The sequence below is a fragment of the Necropsobacter rosorum genome (assembly GCF_964241405.1).
In the GTDB taxonomy this organism is placed as follows: domain Bacteria; phylum Pseudomonadota; class Gammaproteobacteria; order Enterobacterales; family Pasteurellaceae; genus Necropsobacter; species Necropsobacter rosorum.
The window spans coordinates 31,091-51,832 of record NZ_CAXSXF010000004.1 but is presented as its reverse complement, the minus strand read 5'-3'; the positions used below and the strand labels follow the sequence as shown (position 1 = coordinate 51,832).

General features: G+C 43.6%; 20 protein-coding genes. 18 read left to right on the top strand and 2 right to left on the bottom strand.

Annotated elements, in window-relative coordinates:
- The first annotated feature begins 3 nt into the window (after positions 1–3).
- The 16 genes from glf to hflC all read left to right on the top strand — a co-directional run bounded on the left by glf (position 4) and on the right by hflC (position 17,330).
- Positions 4–1,107, top strand: coding sequence for a UDP-galactopyranose mutase (gene glf, locus ACESOH_RS08445; protein WP_373100719.1), 1,104 nt, complete (start codon positions 4–6; stop codon positions 1,105–1,107).
- Positions 1,108–1,123: 16 nt separating this feature from the next.
- Positions 1,124–2,539: an undecaprenyl-phosphate galactose phosphotransferase WbaP gene (gene wbaP, locus ACESOH_RS08440; protein ID WP_373100718.1), complete on the top strand. Its 1,416-nt coding sequence runs from the start codon at positions 1,124–1,126 to the stop codon at positions 2,537–2,539.
- An 8-nt stretch (positions 2,540–2,547) separates the two neighbouring features.
- Positions 2,548–2,904 (top strand): GtrA family protein, encoded by a 357-nt coding sequence (locus ACESOH_RS08435; RefSeq protein ID WP_373100717.1) that lies wholly within the window; start codon positions 2,548–2,550, stop codon positions 2,902–2,904.
- 2 nt (positions 2,905–2,906) lie between these two features.
- Complete coding sequence (locus ACESOH_RS08430; protein ID WP_373100716.1) at positions 2,907–3,824, top strand: glycosyltransferase family 2 protein; 918 nt, start codon at positions 2,907–2,909, stop codon at positions 3,822–3,824.
- A 53-nt stretch (positions 3,825–3,877) separates the two neighbouring features.
- Complete coding sequence (locus ACESOH_RS08425; protein WP_373100715.1) at positions 3,878–6,385, top strand: YfhO family protein; 2,508 nt, start codon at positions 3,878–3,880, stop codon at positions 6,383–6,385.
- Positions 6,386–6,424: 39 nt separating this feature from the next.
- Positions 6,425–7,483, top strand: coding sequence for a dTDP-glucose 4,6-dehydratase (rfbB, locus tag ACESOH_RS08420; protein WP_373100714.1), 1,059 nt, complete (start codon positions 6,425–6,427; stop codon positions 7,481–7,483).
- A gap of 100 nt (positions 7,484–7,583) precedes the next feature.
- Positions 7,584–8,888 (top strand): aminopeptidase PepB, encoded by a 1,305-nt coding sequence (gene pepB, locus ACESOH_RS08415; protein ID WP_373100713.1) that lies wholly within the window; start codon positions 7,584–7,586, stop codon positions 8,886–8,888.
- 21 nt (positions 8,889–8,909) lie between these two features.
- A complete protein-coding gene (gene ndk / locus ACESOH_RS08410; protein WP_373100712.1) occupies positions 8,910–9,335 on the top strand; it encodes a nucleoside-diphosphate kinase in 426 nt (141 codons plus the stop codon).
- A gap of 231 nt (positions 9,336–9,566) precedes the next feature.
- Entirely contained in the window at positions 9,567–10,721 is a 1,155-nt protein-coding gene (gene metK / locus ACESOH_RS08405) for a methionine adenosyltransferase (RefSeq protein ID WP_373100711.1), read from the top strand.
- 46 nt (positions 10,722–10,767) lie between these two features.
- The gene (locus tag ACESOH_RS08400; protein ID WP_373100710.1) at positions 10,768–11,274 is read left to right on the top strand and encodes a SprT family zinc-dependent metalloprotease; all 507 of its coding nucleotides are present in this window, start codon (positions 10,768–10,770) and stop codon (positions 11,272–11,274) included.
- A 66-nt stretch (positions 11,275–11,340) separates the two neighbouring features.
- Positions 11,341–11,910: an opacity family porin gene (locus ACESOH_RS08395; RefSeq protein WP_032093668.1), complete on the top strand. Its 570-nt coding sequence runs from the start codon at positions 11,341–11,343 to the stop codon at positions 11,908–11,910.
- A gap of 197 nt (positions 11,911–12,107) precedes the next feature.
- Positions 12,108–13,991 (top strand): molecular chaperone HtpG, encoded by a 1,884-nt coding sequence (htpG, locus tag ACESOH_RS08390; RefSeq protein ID WP_032093669.1) that lies wholly within the window; start codon positions 12,108–12,110, stop codon positions 13,989–13,991.
- A gap of 76 nt (positions 13,992–14,067) precedes the next feature.
- Positions 14,068–14,334 (top strand): hypothetical protein, encoded by a 267-nt coding sequence (locus ACESOH_RS08385; protein WP_373100709.1) that lies wholly within the window; start codon positions 14,068–14,070, stop codon positions 14,332–14,334.
- 39 nt (positions 14,335–14,373) lie between these two features.
- Entirely contained in the window at positions 14,374–15,090 is a 717-nt protein-coding gene (locus ACESOH_RS08380; protein ID WP_373100708.1) for a 4'-phosphopantetheinyl transferase family protein, read from the top strand.
- A gap of 111 nt (positions 15,091–15,201) precedes the next feature.
- The gene (gene hflK, locus ACESOH_RS08375) at positions 15,202–16,434 is read left to right on the top strand and encodes an FtsH protease activity modulator HflK (protein ID WP_373100707.1); all 1,233 of its coding nucleotides are present in this window, start codon (positions 15,202–15,204) and stop codon (positions 16,432–16,434) included.
- Positions 16,434–17,330, top strand: a complete 897-nt coding sequence (gene hflC / locus ACESOH_RS08370; protein ID WP_373100706.1) for a protease modulator HflC — start codon at positions 16,434–16,436, stop codon at positions 17,328–17,330. The genes hflK and hflC overlap by 1 nt, the downstream gene beginning before the upstream one ends.
- A 38-nt stretch (positions 17,331–17,368) precedes the next feature.
- On the opposite strand, the gene yjgA is transcribed toward hflC, so the two are convergent.
- On the bottom strand, positions 17,369–17,899 hold the full coding sequence (yjgA, locus tag ACESOH_RS08365) for a ribosome biogenesis factor YjgA (protein ID WP_373100705.1): 531 nt from the start codon (positions 17,897–17,899) through the stop codon (positions 17,369–17,371).
- A gap of 116 nt (positions 17,900–18,015) precedes the next feature.
- Between yjgA and pmbA the strand changes: the two genes are divergently transcribed.
- Positions 18,016–19,371 carry a metalloprotease PmbA gene (gene pmbA, locus ACESOH_RS08360; RefSeq protein WP_373100704.1) on the top strand — a complete coding sequence of 452 codons (1,356 nt, stop codon included), beginning with the start codon at positions 18,016–18,018 and terminating at the stop codon, positions 19,369–19,371.
- A 250-nt stretch (positions 19,372–19,621) separates the two neighbouring features.
- On the top strand, positions 19,622–20,161 hold the full coding sequence (hpt, locus tag ACESOH_RS08355) for a hypoxanthine phosphoribosyltransferase (protein WP_032093675.1): 540 nt from the start codon (positions 19,622–19,624) through the stop codon (positions 20,159–20,161).
- A gap of 69 nt (positions 20,162–20,230) precedes the next feature.
- On the opposite strand, the gene ACESOH_RS08350 is transcribed toward hpt, so the two are convergent.
- Positions 20,231–20,548: a DUF5339 domain-containing protein gene (locus tag ACESOH_RS08350; protein WP_032093676.1), complete on the bottom strand. Its 318-nt coding sequence runs from the start codon at positions 20,546–20,548 to the stop codon at positions 20,231–20,233.
- Positions 20,549–20,742: the final 194 nt, after the last annotated feature.

The window sequence follows — 20,742 nt, the reverse complement described above, 5'->3', positions numbered from 1 at the left end:
GAAATGAAACAATACGATTACCTAATCATCGGTGCCGGTTTATTCGGTTCAATTTTTGCCCATGAAGCCACAAAACGCGGCAAAAAATGCCTAGTTATTGAAAAACGTGATCATATTGGCGGTAACTGTTATACCCAAAATATAGAGGGGATTAATGTACATAAATATGGTGCGCATATTTTTCATACCAGTAATAAAAGCGTTTGGGATTATATTCAGCAATTTGCAGAGTTTAATCGTTTTACTAATTCGCCTGTAGCACGTTATAAAAACGAACTTTACAGTTTGCCGTTTAATATGCTGACCTTTAATAAAATGTGGGGAGTTATTACACCACAAGAAGCAGAGGCAAAAATTAAAGAGCAAATCGCTCAAGAAAATATTACAGATCCAAAAAACCTTGAAGAACAGGCGATTTCTTTGGTCGGCCGTGATATTTATGAAAAACTCATTAAAGGTTATACTGAAAAACAATGGGGTCGTAAATGTACTGAGCTCCCACCGTTTATTATTAAACGGTTACCTGTGCGTTTTACTTATGATAATAACTACTTCTATGATACTTACCAAGGGATTCCGATTGGAGGATATACAGGTATTTTTGAAAAAATGCTGGAGGGCATAGAGGTAAAATTGGGTGTAGATTTTTTTGCCGATCGTGAGTACTATGAAAACTTAGCAGAAAAAATTGTTTTTACAGGAATGATTGATGAATATTTCGGTTACCAATTCGGTAAATTAGAATATCGTAGTTTACATTTTGATAATGAAGTTTTAGATATATCGAATTATCAAGGTAATGCAGTAGTTAACTATACTGAAGCGGAAGTGCCCTACACTCGCATTATTGAACATAAGCATTTTGAATATGGCATGCAGTCGAAAACAGTAATTACTCGTGAACATTCAAAAGAATATGAAGACGGTGATGAGCCATATTACCCAATTAATGATAAACGTAATAATGAACTTTATGCGAAATATAAAGCACTTGCTGATGCTAAACCTAATGTGATTTTTGGTGGTCGCTTGGCGCAGTATAAATATTTTGATATGCATAATATTATTGCCGAAGCTTTAGAATGTGTAAATTCTCATTTTGCCTAATAATAGGGAATTATGAATGAAAAAAATCTTTTTTTGTAAATTTGCCCTTGCCTTAACTGATTTTATATGCCTGAGTTTATCTATCGTTCTTGCTTTTTATCTGCTTGAAGCATGGACAGGTGAACTTAGTCGTTACGTGCCTACAGAGCAAATAGAAGAGCGTTTCTTAATTCACATCATTCTGTCTTTTATTGGTATGGGATGGTTCTGGGTTCGCTTACGACATTATACCTATCGAAAGCCGTTTTGGTTTGAATTAAAAGAAGTTTTGCGTACTATTGTTATTTTAGCCGTTATTGAATTGGCGACAGTTGCATTTTCAAAGTTGTATCTTTCGCGGTATTTATGGATATTGACATGGGTTATCGCCATTATTATTGTCCCTCTTATGCGAGTATTTCTGAAAAAAGTCCTGATTAAATCAGGAATGTATTTACGCGATACGGTTATTATTGGTGGAGGACAAAATGCACTAGATGCATATTATGCTTTAATAAGCGAGCCATATTTAGGATTTAATGTGAAATATTTTATTTCATCCGAGCAGAATGAGATATTAAAAGATATTAACATTCCTATTCTTAATGAAAATAATAATTTATGGAAGTCATCTACTAAAAAATCCGATCAATTTATTATTGCGCTTGAAGAAGATGAAACCGAATTACGCAATACATGGTTACGCTATTTTTCAACAAGAAAATATCGTTCTGTTTCTGTTATCCCTACTTTGCGTGGATTACCGCTATATAGTACCGATATGTCATTTTTATTCAGCTATGAAGTAATGTTATTGCGTGTGAATAATAATTTAGCAAAACGAACTTCCCGATTCTTAAAAAGAACAATGGATATTTTTGGCGCATTAAGTATTATTATTCTTATTTCTCCTATTTTACTTTATCTTTATTTTGCCGTTAAAAAAGACGGTGGAGATGCAATATATGGGCATCCTAGAGTAGGCAGAAATGGTAAAACGTTTAAATGTTTAAAATTTAGATCCATGGTTGTTAATTCAAAAGAGGTTCTGGATGAGCTATTGAAAAATGATCCTGAGGCTCGCGCTGAATGGGAAAAGGATTTTAAATTAAAAAATGATCCCCATATTACTAAAATAGGGCATTTTATTCGTAAAACCAGCTTAGATGAGCTACCGCAGCTTTTTAACGTATTAAGAGGTGAAATGAGTTTAGTTGGTCCACGACCAATTGTGAAAGATGAACTCGAGCGTTATCAAGAAGATGTAGATTATTACCTAATGGCAAAACCGGGAATGACAGGGCTTTGGCAAGTGAGTGGCCGAAATGATGTGGATTATGAAACCCGGGTTTATTTTGACTCTTGGTATGTAAAAAACTGGTCGCTTTGGAATGATATTGCAATTTTGTTTAAAACAGTGAATGTAGTTTTAAAACGGGATGGGGCTTATTGAGTCGGCTTATGTTTAAACAGTTTTCTCGCTATTTTTCAATAGGCATTTTAAATACCGGAATTCATTGGATTGTCTTTTCTATTTTGTATTATTTGTTCACAATTGGGCAAGCTAATAGTAATTTAGCCGCTTTTATAGTAGCGGTTACTTTTTCTTTTTTTATGAATGCTAAGTTTACATTCAAACAGCAAATCTCATCATTCAAATTTGTAAGTTATACCTGCTTTATGGGATTGCTGAGTTATATTACGGGCTTATTATCGGATTCTTTTAATTTACCCGCATTAGTCACGTTAGTAGGGTTCTCCGGTATTAGCTTAGTTTGTGGTTTTCTATATTCAAAATTTATTGTTTTTAAAGGTTAAATATGAAAATTTCTCTTGTAGTTCCAGTATTTAATGAAGAAGATGCAATTCCAATTTTTTACAAAAGAACAAGGAATTATACTGAATTACAACATTATAATGTTGAGATTGTATTTATTAATGACGGGTCATCGGATAAAACAGAAGAAATTATTACCGCACTTTCAGAGGCAGATCCATTAGTACAAGCAGTACAATTCTTTCGAAATTTTGGAAAAGAGCCAGCATTATTTGCAGGGTTAGAATTTTCAACTGGGGATGTTGTTATTCCCATTGATGTCGATTTGCAAGATCCTATTGAAGTTATTCCGGAACTAATAAAAGAATATCAAAAAGGTTATGACGTCGTTTTAGCCAAAAGAGTGGATCGCCAAACCGACTCTTGGTTTAAACGTAAAACCGCACTTTGGTTTTATAAATTACATAATCAAATTTCGAAGCCTAAAATTGAAGAGAATGTTGGTGACTTCCGTTTAATGAGTCGTCGGGTTGTCGAGGCAATCAAACAACTACCAGAACGCCAGTTATTTATGAAAGGTATATTAAGTTGGGTTGGTTTTGATACATCAGTAGTTGAATACAGCCGGGCAGAGCGAGTAGCAGGCTCTACAAAATTTAATGGCTGGAAGCTTTGGAACTTTGCTTTAGAAGGTATTACTTCATTTAGTACATTCCCACTCCGATTATGGACATACATTGGGTTATTTATTTCCGCTTGCAGTTTTTTATACGGGAGTATGCTGATTTTAGGTAAGCTTCTTTGGGGAAATGCTGTGCCGGGGTATCCGTCACTCATGGTGGCAATTCTGTTTTTAGGCGGAGTTCAACTAATAGGAATTGGCGTGCTAGGAGAGTATATTGGGCGTATTTATTCTGAGAGTAAGCAAAGACCTAGATATATTGTGAAAAATAATAAATAATTTTCCATTGAATAATAATTTATAAATCGTGAGAACCATAGAGAAATTTTATTATGAATAGTATTTTAAATAAGAAAACGTTGTTTTCGTTTTCTTTGTGTATTATAGTTTCTGTTTTATGTTTGCTTTCTGAAAAAATTATACCATTTGGTACGAATACCTTGGCAGTAATGGATGCGGATATACAATATCTCGATTTTTTTTGTTATTTTAAAGATGTGCTTGAAGGTAAGGCAAATATTTCGTATTCATTTGCTAAACAATTAGGTTCAACGCCGATAGCAGTATTTTCTTATTATTTATCATCACCACTAAATTTATTAATCTATTTCTTTTCTAAATCACAACTACATATTTTCTTTTCTTTACTTGTAGTGTTAAAATTATCATTATCTGCTTTTTTTATGGCAATATTTCTGTCTCAACGAGTAAAGGAATTGTCTGTCGTACTCACTATTGCTCTTTCTTTAAGTTATGCGTTTATGCAATATAATCTTGCCCAAGCAAGTAATATCATGTGGCTTGATGGTGTTTATTTATTACCATTAATGTTACTTGGAGTTTATAAAGTAACCAATAAAAACAGCTCATTAATGTTAGTTATTACAACTGCGTTAACCATGTTGTTTAACTGGTATATTGCCTTAATTAATATAGTATTCAGTGGTTTTTATTTTATTTATGAGTATTCTTTAACTCAGAATAAGTCATGGAAGAATTTTACTGTTGTGGCATTACAATATGTTGCGAGCATCTTCATAGCATTATTAATTAGTTCAATTCTCTTTATTCCAACATATCTTGAAATGCAGAATGGCCGAGCTGGCGTTGATTGGTGGCTTCTTAAACCAGAGTTTGCCGGGAATATTTTAACTATTTTTTCTGGCCTTATATTGGGCGCTGAGAGTCGTTATGGTTATCCTGCAATTGAATCAACAAGCATGGTTTTAATTGGTATTTTAGGTTTAATTACAACTTTCTTAACACAAAAGAAAAAAAATTATATTTATTATATACTTTTACTTGGCTTTGTAATCCTGACTCTTTACTGGAGTCCGTTTATTTTTCTTTTCTCATTATTTAAACAAGTTGATAGTTATTGGTATAGATATTCTCATTTAGTTGGTTTTACTTTAGTTATGCTGGCATCAATAGCATATAGGGATGGAGTTAATTTTCAAAAAGTATTGAAGAGTTGCTTTATATTTTTCGTTATTACATTAATTATTCAATTGATCAGCAAAGCAGGAGATTTACAGCGAATTTATGCAACTGCATTTTGTTGCTTATGTTTCTTGGCAATTTATTTCTATCGTGAGAAGCGGTTTGCCGGCATAGCAGTCCTTGGACTCTGTATTATAGAAATATTTAGTAATTTTCATAGTTTGGCCCAAAAACAGGATGTAAAACATTGGTATTCATATACTGCTGATGTAGAAAAATCTGTTAATAACTTCTCTAATGAGAATGATTTTTTCAGAGTTTCTAAGTTACAAACTAGAAGAATAAAGCTAGATAAGTTGCAGGCTAATTATAATGAAGGATTAGGATTTGGTTTTAATACTTTCAGTTCTTATACATCATCTCCTGATAACCGGCAGCGTAATATGTTACATGCATTAGGGTACAATCGCATGGGGCCAAACATGAACATTGTTAATACTTCAATACTTCCTGTGGACGCTCTTTTTTCAGTTAAATTGATTTTAGACAATACCAATATAGCATCAAATTTGATGCTGCCTAAGGAAAAAGAATACAGACATTTTTCTATTTATAGTAATCCATATTATTTGCCAATAGCATTTAATTATAATGTAGGAAATATAGCCCCTAAATTTAAAACAGATAATCCATTTTTAAATATTAATACGATTTACAGTTATTTGTTAAATCGTAATATTGAATTGTTTATTAAAGTTAAATCTTCTGTTAATTATGAAAATAATAAAATGATAGTTGAACTCTTGACTCCTCAAAAAAACTGGGTTAATTATGCTTATATTGATACGAAAAAGTCGTTAAATGGTAGATTATTAGTTAACGGAATCCCTATTACAGGATATTCAAAATGGCTTTCACCTAGAGTTGTGTTACTTCCATCATCTCAAAATGAAAAGTCTCATATTATGTTTGAAGCTAAAGATATTAAAGCTAAAGACATCAAAACAGTAGAGATTTATAGTTTAAATTTAGAGTTATTGAAACAAATTACAGATGAATTAAAATTAGCTAATAAAGTTTATAATACAGAAGTAGCTAGTGATAATATTCGTTTTGAAGTGTCTGAAAATAATTCGGGAAAAGTATTTTTATCTGTTCCATATGATAAGCAGTGGACAATAAAGCTTAACGGTAAAGAAATACAAGCTGAGCAGGTTTTTGATGCTTTGACAGCTATTTCTGTACAAAAAGAGAAAAAAAATATTATTGAAATGTCTTATTCTGTAGCTGGATTAAAAATAGGCGCCATTTTAAGTGCGATCGGCATCTTGTTATTTATGATCTTTATTTTTTACATGCGGCATTCGGAGCGAGAGAGGGGTAAGGAAAACAGTTAGTCTACATTTTGTAAAGAAATTATCTTATTATCGCTAATTATGCCTAGACGATTTTTCATCACCGGCGGAGCCGGTTTTATCGGCTCCGCTGTTATTCGATATATCATCAATCATACGCAGGATATTGTGGTGAATGTTGATAAATTGACCTATGCCGGAAATTTATCTTCTCTGACTTCTGTTGCGGATAATCCGCGTTATCATTTTGAGCAGGTAGATATTTGCAATCGTGCTGAACTTGAACGCATCTTTATAAAGTATCAACCTGATGCAGTTATGCATTTGGCGGCGGAAAGTCATGTGGATCGTTCCATCAATAGTGCGGGGGAGTTTGTTCAAACCAATATTGTCGGTACTTACACTTTGCTGGAATCTGTCCGTGATTATTGGGCGGGCTTAAGTGCGGAGAGAAAATCCGCTTTCCGTTTTCACCATATTTCCACCGATGAAGTTTATGGTGATTTAGGTTCTACAGTCGGTGCGTTCACCGAACTTTCGCCCTATGCGCCAAGCAGTCCTTATTCCGCCTCTAAAGCGGCAAGCGACCATTTGGTGCGTGCATGGCATCGTACTTACGGGCTACCTGTGATAGTGGCTCATTGTTGTAATTGTTACGGCGCTTATCAGTTTCCGGAAAAACTCGTGCCATTAATGATTTTAAATGCGTTAAACGGTAAAACCTTACCGGTTTATGGTAACGGAATGCAAATTCGCGACTGGCTGTTTGTGGACGATGTAGCTCGCGCATTATATGTTGTTCTGACAGCCGGGCAGATTGGTGAAACTTATAATATTAGTGGTCATAATGAAAGAACGAATATAGAGGTTGTGCATACGATCTGTCATTTGCTGGAAGAATTAATGCCGCATAAACCAGCCGGCGTAGTGAGATATCAGGATCTGATTACCTATGTGAGCGACCGTCCGGGACACGATATCCATTACGCCCTTGATGCCACCAAGCTCAGAACCGAGCTGGGCTGGGCACCACAAGATACGTTTGAAAGCGGAATCCGTAAAACCGTTGAATGGTATTTACTGAATAAAAAATGGTGGCGTCGTGTATTAGACGGTTCTTATCAGTGTGAGCGGGTATGACGAGATAAAATCGCCATTTAATTTTTTATTAACAATTAAGACACAAATTGAAAAAACTGGTATAGTGCCGCTGTACCGGTTTTATATATAGGATAGGATTATGAACATTTTGCTTTCTTTTGCGCCGGCGCCGGATTGCTGGGGCAATAATGCGTTGTTGAGTTTTGCCGATAATCAAGCGGTGATTCATGTAAAAAACGATGAAAAAAATGACCGCACTTTAATTCAAAAGGCGGCGCGTAAGCTGCGCGGGCAGGGGATTAAAGAAGTCGAACTGATTGGCGAACAATGGGAGCTGGAGCATTGTTGGGCGTTTTATCAGGGCTTTTATAGCGCGAAACAGGATTACACCATTGAGTTTCCGCATTTGGCGGATGAACCGCAGGCGGAGTTGTTGGCGCGTATTCAATGCGGCGATTTTGTGCGTGAAATCATCAACTTACCGGCTTCATTGGTGACGCCGCAGGCATTAGCGCAGCGCGCGGCGGCGTTTATTGAGGCGCAGGCGGCGGAATATGCCGATAAAAGTACGGTGTCTTTTGAGATTATTTCGGCTGAGGAATTGGAAAAACAAGGCTATCACGGCATCTGGCAGGTGGGCAAAGCCTCAGCCAATAAACCGGCGATGTTGCAGCTGGATTTTAATCCGAGCGGTGATCCCGATGCGCCGGTTTTTGCCTGTTTAGTCGGTAAGGGCATCACTTTCGATAGCGGCGGTTACAGCATTAAGTCAAGCGAGACCATGAGCACGATGCGTACCGATATGGGCGGCGCTGCGTTGTTGACCGGCGCATTAGGCATGGCGATTGCCGGCGGGCTGGCGCGACGGGTGAAATTATATTTATGCTGTGCGGAAAATATGCTCAGCGGCAATGCTCTGAAACTGGGCGATATTATCACTTATGCCAACGGCATTCGCGCGGAAGTATTGAATACCGATGCGGAAGGGCGTTTGGTGCTGGCGGACGGGTTAATTGAAGCGGATAAACAGCGCCCGCAGTTGATTATCGATTGCGCGACTTTGACCGGCGCGGCGAAAGTGGCGGTGGGCAATGATTATCATTCGGTGCTTTCCATGGATGATGAGTTGGTCGCGCAGTTGTTTGAAACGGCGAAATCCGTGCAGGAGCCTTTCTGGCGTTTGCCGTTTGAAGAATTTCACCGTTCGCAGATCAGCTCGAATTTCGCCGATATTGCGAATATCGGTTCTGCGCCGGTCGGTGCGGGGGCGAGCACGGCCACCGCCTTTTTATCTTATTTTGTTCAACAGTATCAGAAACACTGGCTGCATATTGATTGTTCGGCGACATATCGTAAAGCGCCCGGCGATTTATGGGCGGCCGGCGCCACCGGTATCGGCGTGCAAACCTTGGCCAATTTTTTATTAGTGAAAGCGAACGGATAGTGCAATAACGGGGGGACATTTATGGCGCAGGAACGGACATTATCCATTATTAAACCGGATGCGGTGGAGCGAAATCTTATCGGTCGGATTCTGGCAAGATTAGAACAGCACGGCTTTAAAATCGTTGCCGCGAAAATGGTGCATTTAACCAGAGCGCAGGCGGAAGGATTTTATGCCGAACATGAGGGCAAAAGCTTTTTTGCCGATCTGGTGGAATATATGATTTCCGCACCGGTGCTGGTCAGTGTGCTGGAGAAGGAAAACGCAGTAAAAAACTACCGCACTTTAATGGGCGCAACGGACCCGGCTATGGCGGAGGAAGGCACGCTGCGCCGCGAGTTTGCGCAGAGTAAAAGCCGCAATTCGGTGCACGGTTCCGACAGCCTGCCAAGTGCGGAACGTGAGATCGCCTATTTTTTTGTGGAATCGGAGATCTGCCCGCGCTAAAGGCTGTCGCCGCCGCGCGCAACGGTATTTCATCGGCTTAACAGCCAAACGCCGCATAATCAGTGCATTGTGCGGCGTTTTGTTTGCCGTTAAAAGCACATGCTTTACGTCGGTTGCGGTTTTTCCTCATGCCTGTTCGTTCCGAAATAGCGCTTGCCTTTTAAGTCAAAAAGCGTATTATAGCCGTCCAGACGGAAAAACATCCAAATGTAGAGCGAATAAAGGAATCTTATGTCATCATATTTATTTACTTCCGAATCCGTATCGGAAGGTCATCCGGATAAAATCGCCGATCAGATCTCCGATGCGGTATTAGACGAAATCCTAAAACAGGATCCGAAAGCGCGCGTTGCCTGCGAAACCTATGTGAAAACCGGTATGGCGCTGGTGGGCGGTGAAATTACCACCTCGGCGTGGGTGGATATTGAAAGCCTGACCCGCCAGGTGATTTGCGACATCGGCTACGAGCATTCCGATATGGGGTTTGACGGGCATTCCTGCGCGGTGCTGAATGCCATCGGTAAACAGTCCGCCGATATTAATCAGGGCGTGGATCGCGGAAATCCGCTGGAGCAGGGCGCGGGCGACCAGGGCATTATGTTCGGTTACGCCACCAATGAAACGGATGTGCTGATGCCGGCGGCAATTACCTACGCCCATCGTTTGATGGAACGGCAGGCACAGGTGCGCAAAAACGGCACGCTGAGCTGGCTGCGCCCGGATGCGAAAAGCCAGCTGACGTTGAAATACGATAATAATACCATCGTCGGTGTGGATGCCGTGGTGCTTTCCACCCAACACAGCGATGACGTCAGCCAGAAAACTGTGCATGAAGGCGTGATGGAGGAAATCATCAAGCCGGTGCTGCCGAGTGAGTGGCTGTCTAAAGAAACCAAATTTTTTATCAATCCGACCGGGCGTTTTGTGATCGGCGGGCCGATGGGCGATTGCGGTTTAACCGGACGTAAAATTATTGTCGATACCTACGGCGGGGCGGCACGGCACGGCGGCGGAGCGTTTTCTGGTAAAGATCCGTCGAAAGTCGACCGTTCTGCGGCTTATGCGGCGCGCTATGTGGCGAAAAATATCGTGGCGGCCGGTTTAGCACAGCGCTGCGAGATTCAGTTGTCTTACGCCATCGGCGTTGCCGAACCGACATCGATTATGATCGAAACCTTCGGCACGGCGAAAGTGAGCGAAGCCCTCTTGGTGAAATTAGTGCGCGAATTTTTTGATTTGCGTCCTTACGGCTTAATCAACATGCTGGATTTAATTCAGCCGATTTATCGCCAGACCGCGGCTTACGGTCATTTCGGGCGTGAGCAGTTCCCGTGGGAAAAAACCGATCGCGCCCAAGAACTGCGTGCGGCCGCCGGATTAAAATAACCTTGTTGCTGCCGGCGCGGACAAGCGTGCGCGCCGGTTGTTTTTTATGCAAACCGCCGAGTTTCGTCAGCTTAATATGCAGGTTGTGCGTAAGTTAAACGCCGGTTTACAGCTTGCCGAACAGCATTTTAACCGCACTTTTCCGGTGCCGACGGTCAACTATCGCCTGCGCGGAGTAAAAGCGGGCGTCGCCTATCCCGAACACAATGAAATCAGACTGAACCGTACCTTATTGCTGGAAAATCCGCACGCCTTTATTGCTCAGGTGGTGTGGCATGAGCTGGCGCACCTTATCGTCTATCAGGTTTTCGGCCGGGTAAAACCGCACGGTGCGCAGTGGCGCGCGGTGATGACGGACATTTTCCATTTGCCGGCGCAGACCAGCCACCGCTTTAACGTGCAAAATGTGCAGGGCAAAACCTTTGCATACCAATGCGCCTGCCAGACCCATTATTTGACCTTAAGACGACATAATAAAGTGCAAAAGGAAAGTGCGGTGTATTTTTGCCGTAAATGCGGCCGGCAACTATCCTTAGTGAATACAAAGAATTAGATGAATTCTCCGGCCGACTATGCTATATTTCTTCACGCTTAATGACTGTTCAAAAGGAGTAAGTACATGAAAAAATCATTATTGGCTATCGTTATTGCTGCGTCGGGCGTGGCGGCGACGGCACAGGCAAACTGGTATGTTGAGGGTGATTTAGGCTATTCTAAAATCAAAACCTCCGGCTTGCATTACGGAGAAATTAATAAAAGCAAGTTTACCCCGAGCGTAATCGTCGGGTATAAATTTGTGGACTGGCGTTTGGCCGCGGACTATACCCATTACGGTAAATCGGAATACAGTTATGGCGGGGTAGGCAACGGTGAGCTGAAAATCCACAGTTTCGGTTTTTCCGCCATTTATGATCTGAATTTAAATACGGATCTGAAACCGTATATCGGGGTTCGCTTAGCGTCGAATCTGGTTAAAGTGGATGAATTTTATCGGGCCGGCAACGGCAATGTGTATTCCTATAGCGAAGATTCAACCCGCTTCGGTTACGGTGCCTTTGCCGGTGCGGCTTATCAGCTGGCGCCGAACTGGGCGTTGACCGGGACGGTGGAGTATAACCGTTTAGGCAAAGTCAATGATGTTAAAATCAATCAATATGGTGCCAAAGTCGGTTTGCGCTACACATTCTGATTGTTTTCCCTCAACGGCGAAAAGTGCGGTAAAAATTACCGCACTTTTGCGTTCAGCGCGTTTTATTCCGTTTCACTTTTCTTTTTTCCATCACTTTCCTGTTAGCGCAAAAATTGCTCAATTAGCGGCGTGATTGCGCTTGAAATCTCGGTATTTGCTCTTATATACGGAAACATTCAGTCAGAGAGGAAATTATTATGAGCAAAAATCAGGAAACCCGCGGGTTTCAATCGGAAGTCAAACAACTGTTACATTTAATGATCCATTCGCTGTATTCCAATAAAGAAATTTTCTTACGTGAATTGATCTCAAATGCGTCGGATGCGGCGGATAAATTACGTTTTAAGGCCTTATCCGCACCGGAATTATACGAAGGCGACGGCGAGTTGAAAGTGCGCATCAGCTTTGATGAAGCGAAAGGCACGCTGACCGTCAGCGATAACGGTATCGGGATGACCCGCGAACAGGCGATTGACCATTTGGGTACGATTGCGAAATCCGGAACGAAAGAATTTTTGACCGCACTTGGCAGCGATCAAGCGAAAGACAGCCAGTTAATCGGGCAGTTCGGGGTCGGTTTTTATTCCGCTTTTATTGTGGCGGATAAAGTCAGCGTAAAAACCCGCGCGGCCGGTGAAAGTGCCGATAAAGGCGTATTGTGGGAATCCGCCGGCGAAGGCGATTACACCGTTGCGGATATTGAGAAAAAAACGCGCGGTACGGAAATCACATTGCATCTGCGCGAGGACGAAAAAGAATTCGCTAACGAATGGCGGTTGCGCGAAATTATCGGTAAATATTCCGACCATATCGGCTTGCCGGTGGAAATTCTGAGCAAAGAGCATGATGAGGAAGGCAAGGAAACCGGCGTCAAATGGGAGAAAATCAATAAAGCGCAGGCACTTTGGACGCGGGCGAAAGGCGATATTTCGGATGACGAATACAAAGAATTTTACAAACATCTGAGCCATGATTTTGCCGATCCGCTGTTGTGGACGCACAATAAAGTGGAAGGCAATCAGGAATATACCAGCCTGTTGTATGTGCCGTCGAAAGCGCCTTGGGATCTGTTTAACCGTGAGCACAAACACGGGCTGAAACTCTACGTGCAGCGCGTATTTATTATGGACGATGCGGAACAGTTTATGCCGAATTATCTGCGTTTTATGCGCGGGTTGATCGACAGTAACGATTTGCCGTTAAACGTATCGCGTGAAATCCTGCAAGATAACAAAGTCACCGCGGCGCTGCGTAAAGCGTTGACTAAACGGTCGCTGCAAATGCTGGAAAAACTGGCGCAGGACGACAAGGAAAAATATCAGCAATTCTGGAACGAATTCGGCTTGGTATTGAAAGAAGGCCCGGCGGAAGATTTTGCCAACAAAGATGCGATTGCCAAATTATTGCGTTTCGCTTCCAGCAAAAACGACAGCAGTGAGCAGAATGTGTCGCTGGAAGAATATGTGGCGCGCATGAAAGCGGGACAAAAAGGCATTTATTATATTACCGCCGACAGCTATATCGCGGCCAAAAACAGCCCGCACTTGGAACTGTTTAACAAGAAAGACATTGAAGTGTTATTGCTATCGGATCGGATTGACGAATGGATGTTAAGCTATCTCACCGAATTCGACGGCAAACCGTTGCAGCCGATCACCAAAGCGGATCTGGATTTAGGCGAGCTGGCGGATAAGGAAGAAGAACAGCAAAAAGCGCAGGATGAAGCCTTCGGTTCGTTTGTGGAACGGGTGAAAACGCTGCTTGGCGACCGAGTGAAAGCGGTGCGTCTGACTCATCGTCTGACCGATACGCCGGCGGTCGTTTCTACCGATAACGATCAAATGACCACGCAAATGGCGAAACTGTTTGCCGCGGCGGGACAAAGCGTGCCGGAGGTGAAATATACCTTTGAGCTGAATCCGACGCATCCGCTGGTGAAGAAAACCGCCGATATTGCCGATCAGGACGAATTCGCCGACTGGGTGGAATTGTTGCTGGAGCAGGCGATGCTGGCGGAGCGCGGCGCGTTGGAAAATCCGACCGCGTTTATTAAGCGTGTAAACCGGTTGTTATCTGAGTGAATTTAGATAGAATATAAGTGTTGCGCGCCCTTGTGGCGGCAGCACTTATTTTTTGCACGTTTTATAAGGACAACCTATGAAAAACATTCTGTTAGTGACGCTGTTATTGTTATCGGCCTGTTCAATGCGCGGCTATCAAACAGAAAAATTATCGCCAAGTTGTCAGATTTATTTTGCACATATCGAACGGAATTTAGCCCAATCCACATTGCCGGCAGAGAAACTGGCGGAAATAACACGCGGCTTTGACAATACCAAAGCCGGGCTGAAAACGCTGTCCGCCGCGGGACAGGAAAAAATCTGCCGCTCGCGTCTGGCGCAGTTGGCGTCGCGGAAAAAATAATACCGACCGGCTTTTTCCGGCGTTTTTTGGGATGAGACAATGACATTATTTGTTGCCTGCGGCAATATTCAACAACCTTATCCGCTACAGGATATCCCCGCCGATTTATTCACTGACGAATTATTATTGCTGCCGAACGGGAATCCCCGTGTGCGACAACGTCATCGTTGCCGCTGGGTGGCGCATTTTCTGTTGTGGGAACTGTTAAAAAAAGCGCAAATTAATACCGCACTTTTAGGCCGGATTTACCGTACCGCGGCCGGTCGCCCGCAGTTTCCAATCCCTCATATTGATTTTAACATCAGCCATTGCGGCGATTGGGTGGCGGTTATTTTGCAGATTGGCGACCAACATCAGCACAGTGTCGTCGGCATTGATATCGAATATGCACAAAAAGCGCGCAATTACACCGCACTTTTAGGTCATTTTGCCTCGGAGTGCGAGCAACAGTGGTTTTTGCGCCAGCAGGATGCGGCGGGCAGTTTTTATCGTATCTGGTGTTTGCGCGAAGCGGTGCTGAAGTCGCAGGGCGTGGGGATCGTAAAATTATCGGAAGTGCGGCATGATCCGCTTAATTTATCACTGCATTCGGCCTATTGTCCGCGCGGGCAGCTGCTGTTCAGCGCGCAGTTTCCGTTTTATCTGGCTTTTTTTACTAACTTCGGCTTCGCCGCCTTGCAATGCTTTCGTTGGGATGGCGAGGGCTTAGCGGCGGAAAAACTGCAACATCCGTTAATCTATTCGGTAAATTATTGAACCGGCGCTTTAAAATCGTAAAATCGCCCCTACATAATCAAGACTTTCATTAGACTTAGTGTGATATTTTGTTTAGACTGTGTAACAATTTTTTGACAAATGGAGAGAAGCATGTCCTTTAACGGTTCAGATCAAGATCCTTGGGGTAAGCCAGGCAGTAACGGAAAAAAGCCGGAGAATAATCAGCCGAATGACGGTAAGCAAAAACCGGATTGGGGGGATAATTCGGCGCAGGATAATCAGCAGTCGCCACCCGATCTCGAAGAGGTGTTCAGCAATCTGCTGAAAAAACTGGGGGGCGGTAATAATAAAAACGGCGGCAGTAAAAAACCGTCGTTTAATGCGGGCAAACTGTTGCCGGTTGCGGTTGCCGCCGGTCTTATTTTGTGGGGTGTCAGCGGATTGTACACAGTCAAAGAAGCGGAACGCGGCGTGGTGCTGCGTTTCGGTCAGCTGCATTCTATCGTTCAGCCCGGTCTGAACTGGAAACCGACCTTTGTGGATCGCGTGGTGCCGGTCAATGTGGAGCAGGTCAAAGAGCTGAGAACGCAGGGTTCTATGCTGACGCAGGATGAAAATATGGTGAAAGTGGAAATGACGGTGCAATACCGTGTGCAGGACCCCGCTAAATACCTGTTCAGCGTCAGCAATGCGGATGATAGCCTGAATCAGGCTACGGACAGTGCGCTGCGGTATGTTATCGGGCATATGTCGATGGACGATATTTTAACCACCGGGCGGGCGATTGTGCGTGAAAATACCTGGAAAGCGCTGAAGGATATTATTCAGCCTTACAATATGGGGCTGGATATTTTAGATGTGAACTTCCAGTTCGCGCGTCCGCCGGAAGAGGTTAAAGCGGCCTTTGATGACGCCATCAAGGCGCAGGAAGACGAACAGCGTTATATCCGTGAAGCGGAGGCCTATGCCCGTGAGCAGGAACCTATCGCCCGTGGTGACGCGCAGCGCATTATTGAAGAAGCGACGGCATATAAAGATCAAATCGTGCTGAATGCGCAGGGGGAAGTGGAACGTTTCCGCCGTTTATTGCCGGAGTTTAAAGCGGCGCCGGATTTATTGCGTGAACGCCTGTATATTCAAACCATGGAAAAAGTCATGGCCAATACGCCGAAAGTGATGCTGGACGGCAATAACGGTAACAATCTGACCGTATTGCCGCTGGAACAGATTTTAACCGGCAAACAGGCCAATGCCGTATCGACCGAGAAGCCGAAAAACGACGCTCAGCAAAGTGCGGTGAATTCCAAGCCGGTTTATGCGGAAAATAATCATTCGTCAAATACCTCGCACAATCCGGAAAATCGTCAAGGGAGATTTAATTAATGCGTAAATTTTTAACTCCGGTCATTATTGTTCTGATCGCCGTGATTTATTCAAGCATTGTGATCGTAGATGAAGGCACCCGCGGCATTATGCTGCGTTTCGGCAAAGTGCAGCGGGATGCGGATAATAAAGTGGTGGTGTATAACCCGGGACTGCATTTTAAAATTCCGTTTATCGACAGCATTACGGTGCTGGACGCCCGTATTCGTACCTTAGACGGACAGGCCGATCGTTTCGTAACCGTCGAGAAAAAGGATTTGCTGGTGGATTCCTATGTGAAATGGCGGGTGAGCGATTTCGGTCGTTTCTTTACCGCAACCGGCGGTGGGGATTATACGCAGGCGTCGAATTTGCTGCGTCGTAAAGTTAACGACCGCCTGCGTTCCGAAATCGGTTCCCGCACGATCAAGGATATTGTTTCCGGAACACGCGGCGAGTTAATGGCCGGTGCGAAAAAAGCCTTGAATAACGGGCAGGACAGTACCTCGGAACTGGGTATTGAAGTCATTGACGTGCGGGTGAAACAGATTAATCTGCCGGATGAAGTGTCGTCTTCCATTTATCAGCGCATGCGTGCCGAACGTGATGCGGTGGCGCGCGAACACCGTTCTCAGGGGAAAGAAAAAGCGGCATTTATTCAGGCCGATGTGGATCGTAAAGTCACCTTGATCCTTGCCAATGCGAATAAAACCGCGCAGGAATTACGCGGCAACGGTGATGCCGCGGCGGCTAAACTGTATGCCGAGGCGTTTAGCGGGGAGTCGGAGTTTTACAGCTTCGTGCGCAGTATGAAAGCCTATGAAAACAGCTTTGCCAAACCGGATAATATGATGATTTTAAAACCGGACAGCGACTTTTTCCGCTTTATGCAGGCGCCGGGTAAATCGCTAAACTAAGAAAAAACAGGGTGAACGTTGATGCTCACCCTGTTTTTTTATTCCGTTAAGATTAATGTTTTTAAATACTGATAAATTTCCCGGTAGGCTTTCGGCGCTTTGTGCTGTTCGTTTTCTTTCTGTGCCGCGCGCAGCAGATGACGTAAATGCTGGCGATCCGCCTGCGGGTAATCGGCGAGCAGCCGTGTCAGTGCGTCGTCGCCTTTGGCAATCAATTCATCGCGCAGCTGTTCCAAGTTATGCAGCATGGCCTGTTGATGATTATGCCGGTTTTCGATTTTATCCAGCGCGTCCTGAATCGGGGCAACATCAGTATTGCGCAACAGTTTCCCGATATATTGCAGCTGCCGGCGTTTGGCTTCTTTCTGTAAACGGCGGGCAAGATCTATCGCCTCCGACAGGCTATCGTCCAGCGGGATTTTAGTTAAATTGGTCTGAGTTAAATTCACCAGTTTTTCGCCCAGCTTTTTTAACGCTTCGGCATCCCGCTTGATTTCGCTTTTGCTGACCCAGATTATCTCTTCCTGTTCTGCTTCCCAATCAAAGACGTCTTTTTTGCGTTTTGACATAATTACATCCTGCATTAAACTAAAAACGCGGTTAGTTTAGCATAATTTCGTCCGTATTAGCGAGATGACGTAAAATAAGCTAAAATGCGCAACATGTTTAATACCAAGGTTTTAGTATGGAAAATCAACAAAATCCGACCGCACTTTTAAAGCAGCAGGAACAGGCGCTGCGCGAGGCGGTCGTCTATGCGCTGGATGCAGCGCAAAAGGCCGGTGCCGGCGCGGAAGTGTCGGTAACGAAAGTCAGCGGATTATCTGTTTCCGCCCGTTTGCAGGAAATTGAAAACGTCGAGTTTAACAATGATGGTGCGCTGGGCATTTCGGTGTATTTGGGTCAGCAAAAAGGCAATGCCTCAACCTCGGATTTAAGCCGTGATGCGATTAAACGTGCGGTGGAAGCGGCGCTGGCTATCGCACGATATACGTCCGCCGATGCGTGTGCCGGTCTGGCGGAACGGGAATTAATGGCATTTGAGGCGCCGGATTTGGCGCTTTATCATCATGCGGATATTGATGTGGCGCGTGCGGTAGAGCTGGCGCTGCAAACAGAACAGGCCGCGCTGGATTATGATAAGCGGATCGTAAACAGTGAGGGCGCGGCGTTTAATTCTCACACCGGTGTCCGGGTTTATGGCAACAGCTACGGGATGCTGCAAAGTTATCTGTCGAGCCGTTATTCTTTGTCCTGTTCGATGATCGCCGGGCATGAAGATCAACTGGAGCGGGATTATGAATATACGGTGGCGCGGGATATGCGGAAGCTGGAAACCCCCGATTGGGTAGGCGCACGGTGCGCGCAGAAAACGTTGGCGCGTCTGCAGCCACAAAAAATCGCAACGCAGACCGTGCCGGTGATATTTTTAAATGATGTGGCGACCGGCTTATTCGGTCATTTGGCGGCGGCGATCAGCGGCGGCAGTTTGTACCGTAAAGCCAGTTTTTTGCTCGATCGGTTGGGCAGCCAAATTTTACCGGATTGGTTTCAGCTCAGTGAGCGGCCGCATTTAATCGGTCAGCTGGCATCTTCCCCGTTTGACAGCGAAGGGGTCAGAACGGTTGCGCGCGAGATTATTGCTCGCGGTATTCTGCAAACCTATTTATTAACCAGTTACAGCGCAAGAAAACTGGGGATGCAAACTACCGGCCATGCCGGTGGGATTCACAACTGGCTGGTTAAACCGAATTTAAGCGGAGGATTGACCGCACTTTTACGCCGCATGGGGCGCGGTTTGCTGGTGACGGAGTTAATGGGACAGGGCGTGAATCCGGTGACCGGCGATTACTCCCGCGGAGCCGGCGGCTTTTGGGTAGAAAACGGTGAGATTCAGTATCCGGTGGCGGAAATTACCATTGCCGGTCAATTGACGGATATGCTGCGTAATATCGTGGCGGTCGCCGATGATATTGAAACGCGATCTAACATTCAGACCGGCTCGGTATTGCTGGAGGCGATGAAAGTATCGGGCAATTAAATTTTATAAATGAGAATAATTCTTATTGACATTAAAATCGATTTTGCTACAATGACCGCGTTTGTTAAGTATTGCGATTAAAAATGATTGGGTAGAGGTCGTTTTTAAGATACTCCAAACAAAAGTAGAGTAGAAAGTAAATTCGTTAGGGTATTTGAAAAGCTGGAGTTTATACTTCAGCTTTTTTTTTTGCTACAATACGCGGCACTTATTCGCAGCGCAAAGATAACTTACTGATAAAGGTATATGTATGAAGAAACACCATGTTGACATTTTAATTCCGCAGCAAGAGGTACAAACCCGGATTCAGGAATTGGGGCGTGAGATCACCCAATTCTATCAACATAAACGGGCGGAGAAAGTGATTATCGTCGGTCTGCTGCGCGGCTCTTTTATGTTTATGGCGGATTTGGTGCGTGAAATGCAGCTGCCGGTGGAAATTGAATTTATGACGACCGCCAGTTACGGCTCCGGGATGACCAGCAATCATGATGTGAAGATCAGCAAGGATCTGGACGGTGATATTAAACATGAACATGTTTTAATTGTGGAAGACATTATTGATACGGGCTATACGCTACAAAAAGTGCGTGAGATTTTAAAGCTGCGCGAGCCGGCATCATTGGCAATCTGTACGCTGCTGGATAAACCTTCGCGGCGCGAGGTGGAAGTGCCGGTGGATTGGGTCGGGTTTTCTATTCCCGATGAGTTTGTGGTGGGTTACGGCATTGATTATGCGCAGCGCCACCGTAATCTGGGCTATATCGGAAAAGTCGTGCTGGATGAATAGGCCGATATGGCTTCAGATAAACGAAAGGCTTGTTTTATATTATAACAAGCCTTTTTAGTGCGGATGATATTATTGCTGTTTTGAAGTGAGTTTTGCCAATCCGATATCACAGCTTCTGATTTGAGTCGCCAGTTCCATTTCAAGGATTTGCTGTTTGCTTTGATTCAGTTTGCTTTTGATTTTGCGTAACTGCGTGTGGGTTCCCGGTTGTTTTTCCGCTTCGGCAATCAGATTTTCCGTTTCTTTGAATAACTTTTCACATTGCTGCGGTAATGCCTGAATTTCTGTTTGTTTTTCTGTCGGCTGAGCTTGTGCTGAGACGGAAACACCGGTCAAGGTTGCGGCTGCAAAAAAAGCCGTCAGCACGAATTTTATTGTTGTTTTCATTAAAACCCCTTTATTAATTTTTAAATACTAAAAATCAAACGCAACGAAAGTTATCAGAATATCCGCGCGATGTCTAGTACTGGTTGATTTTTTATTCCGTCTTGTGATCATGTACACAATAAATGTTGTAAAAATGTTAATAAAATATGTAATTTGACTTATATCAATAGATAGAATTATACCTATTTATTATT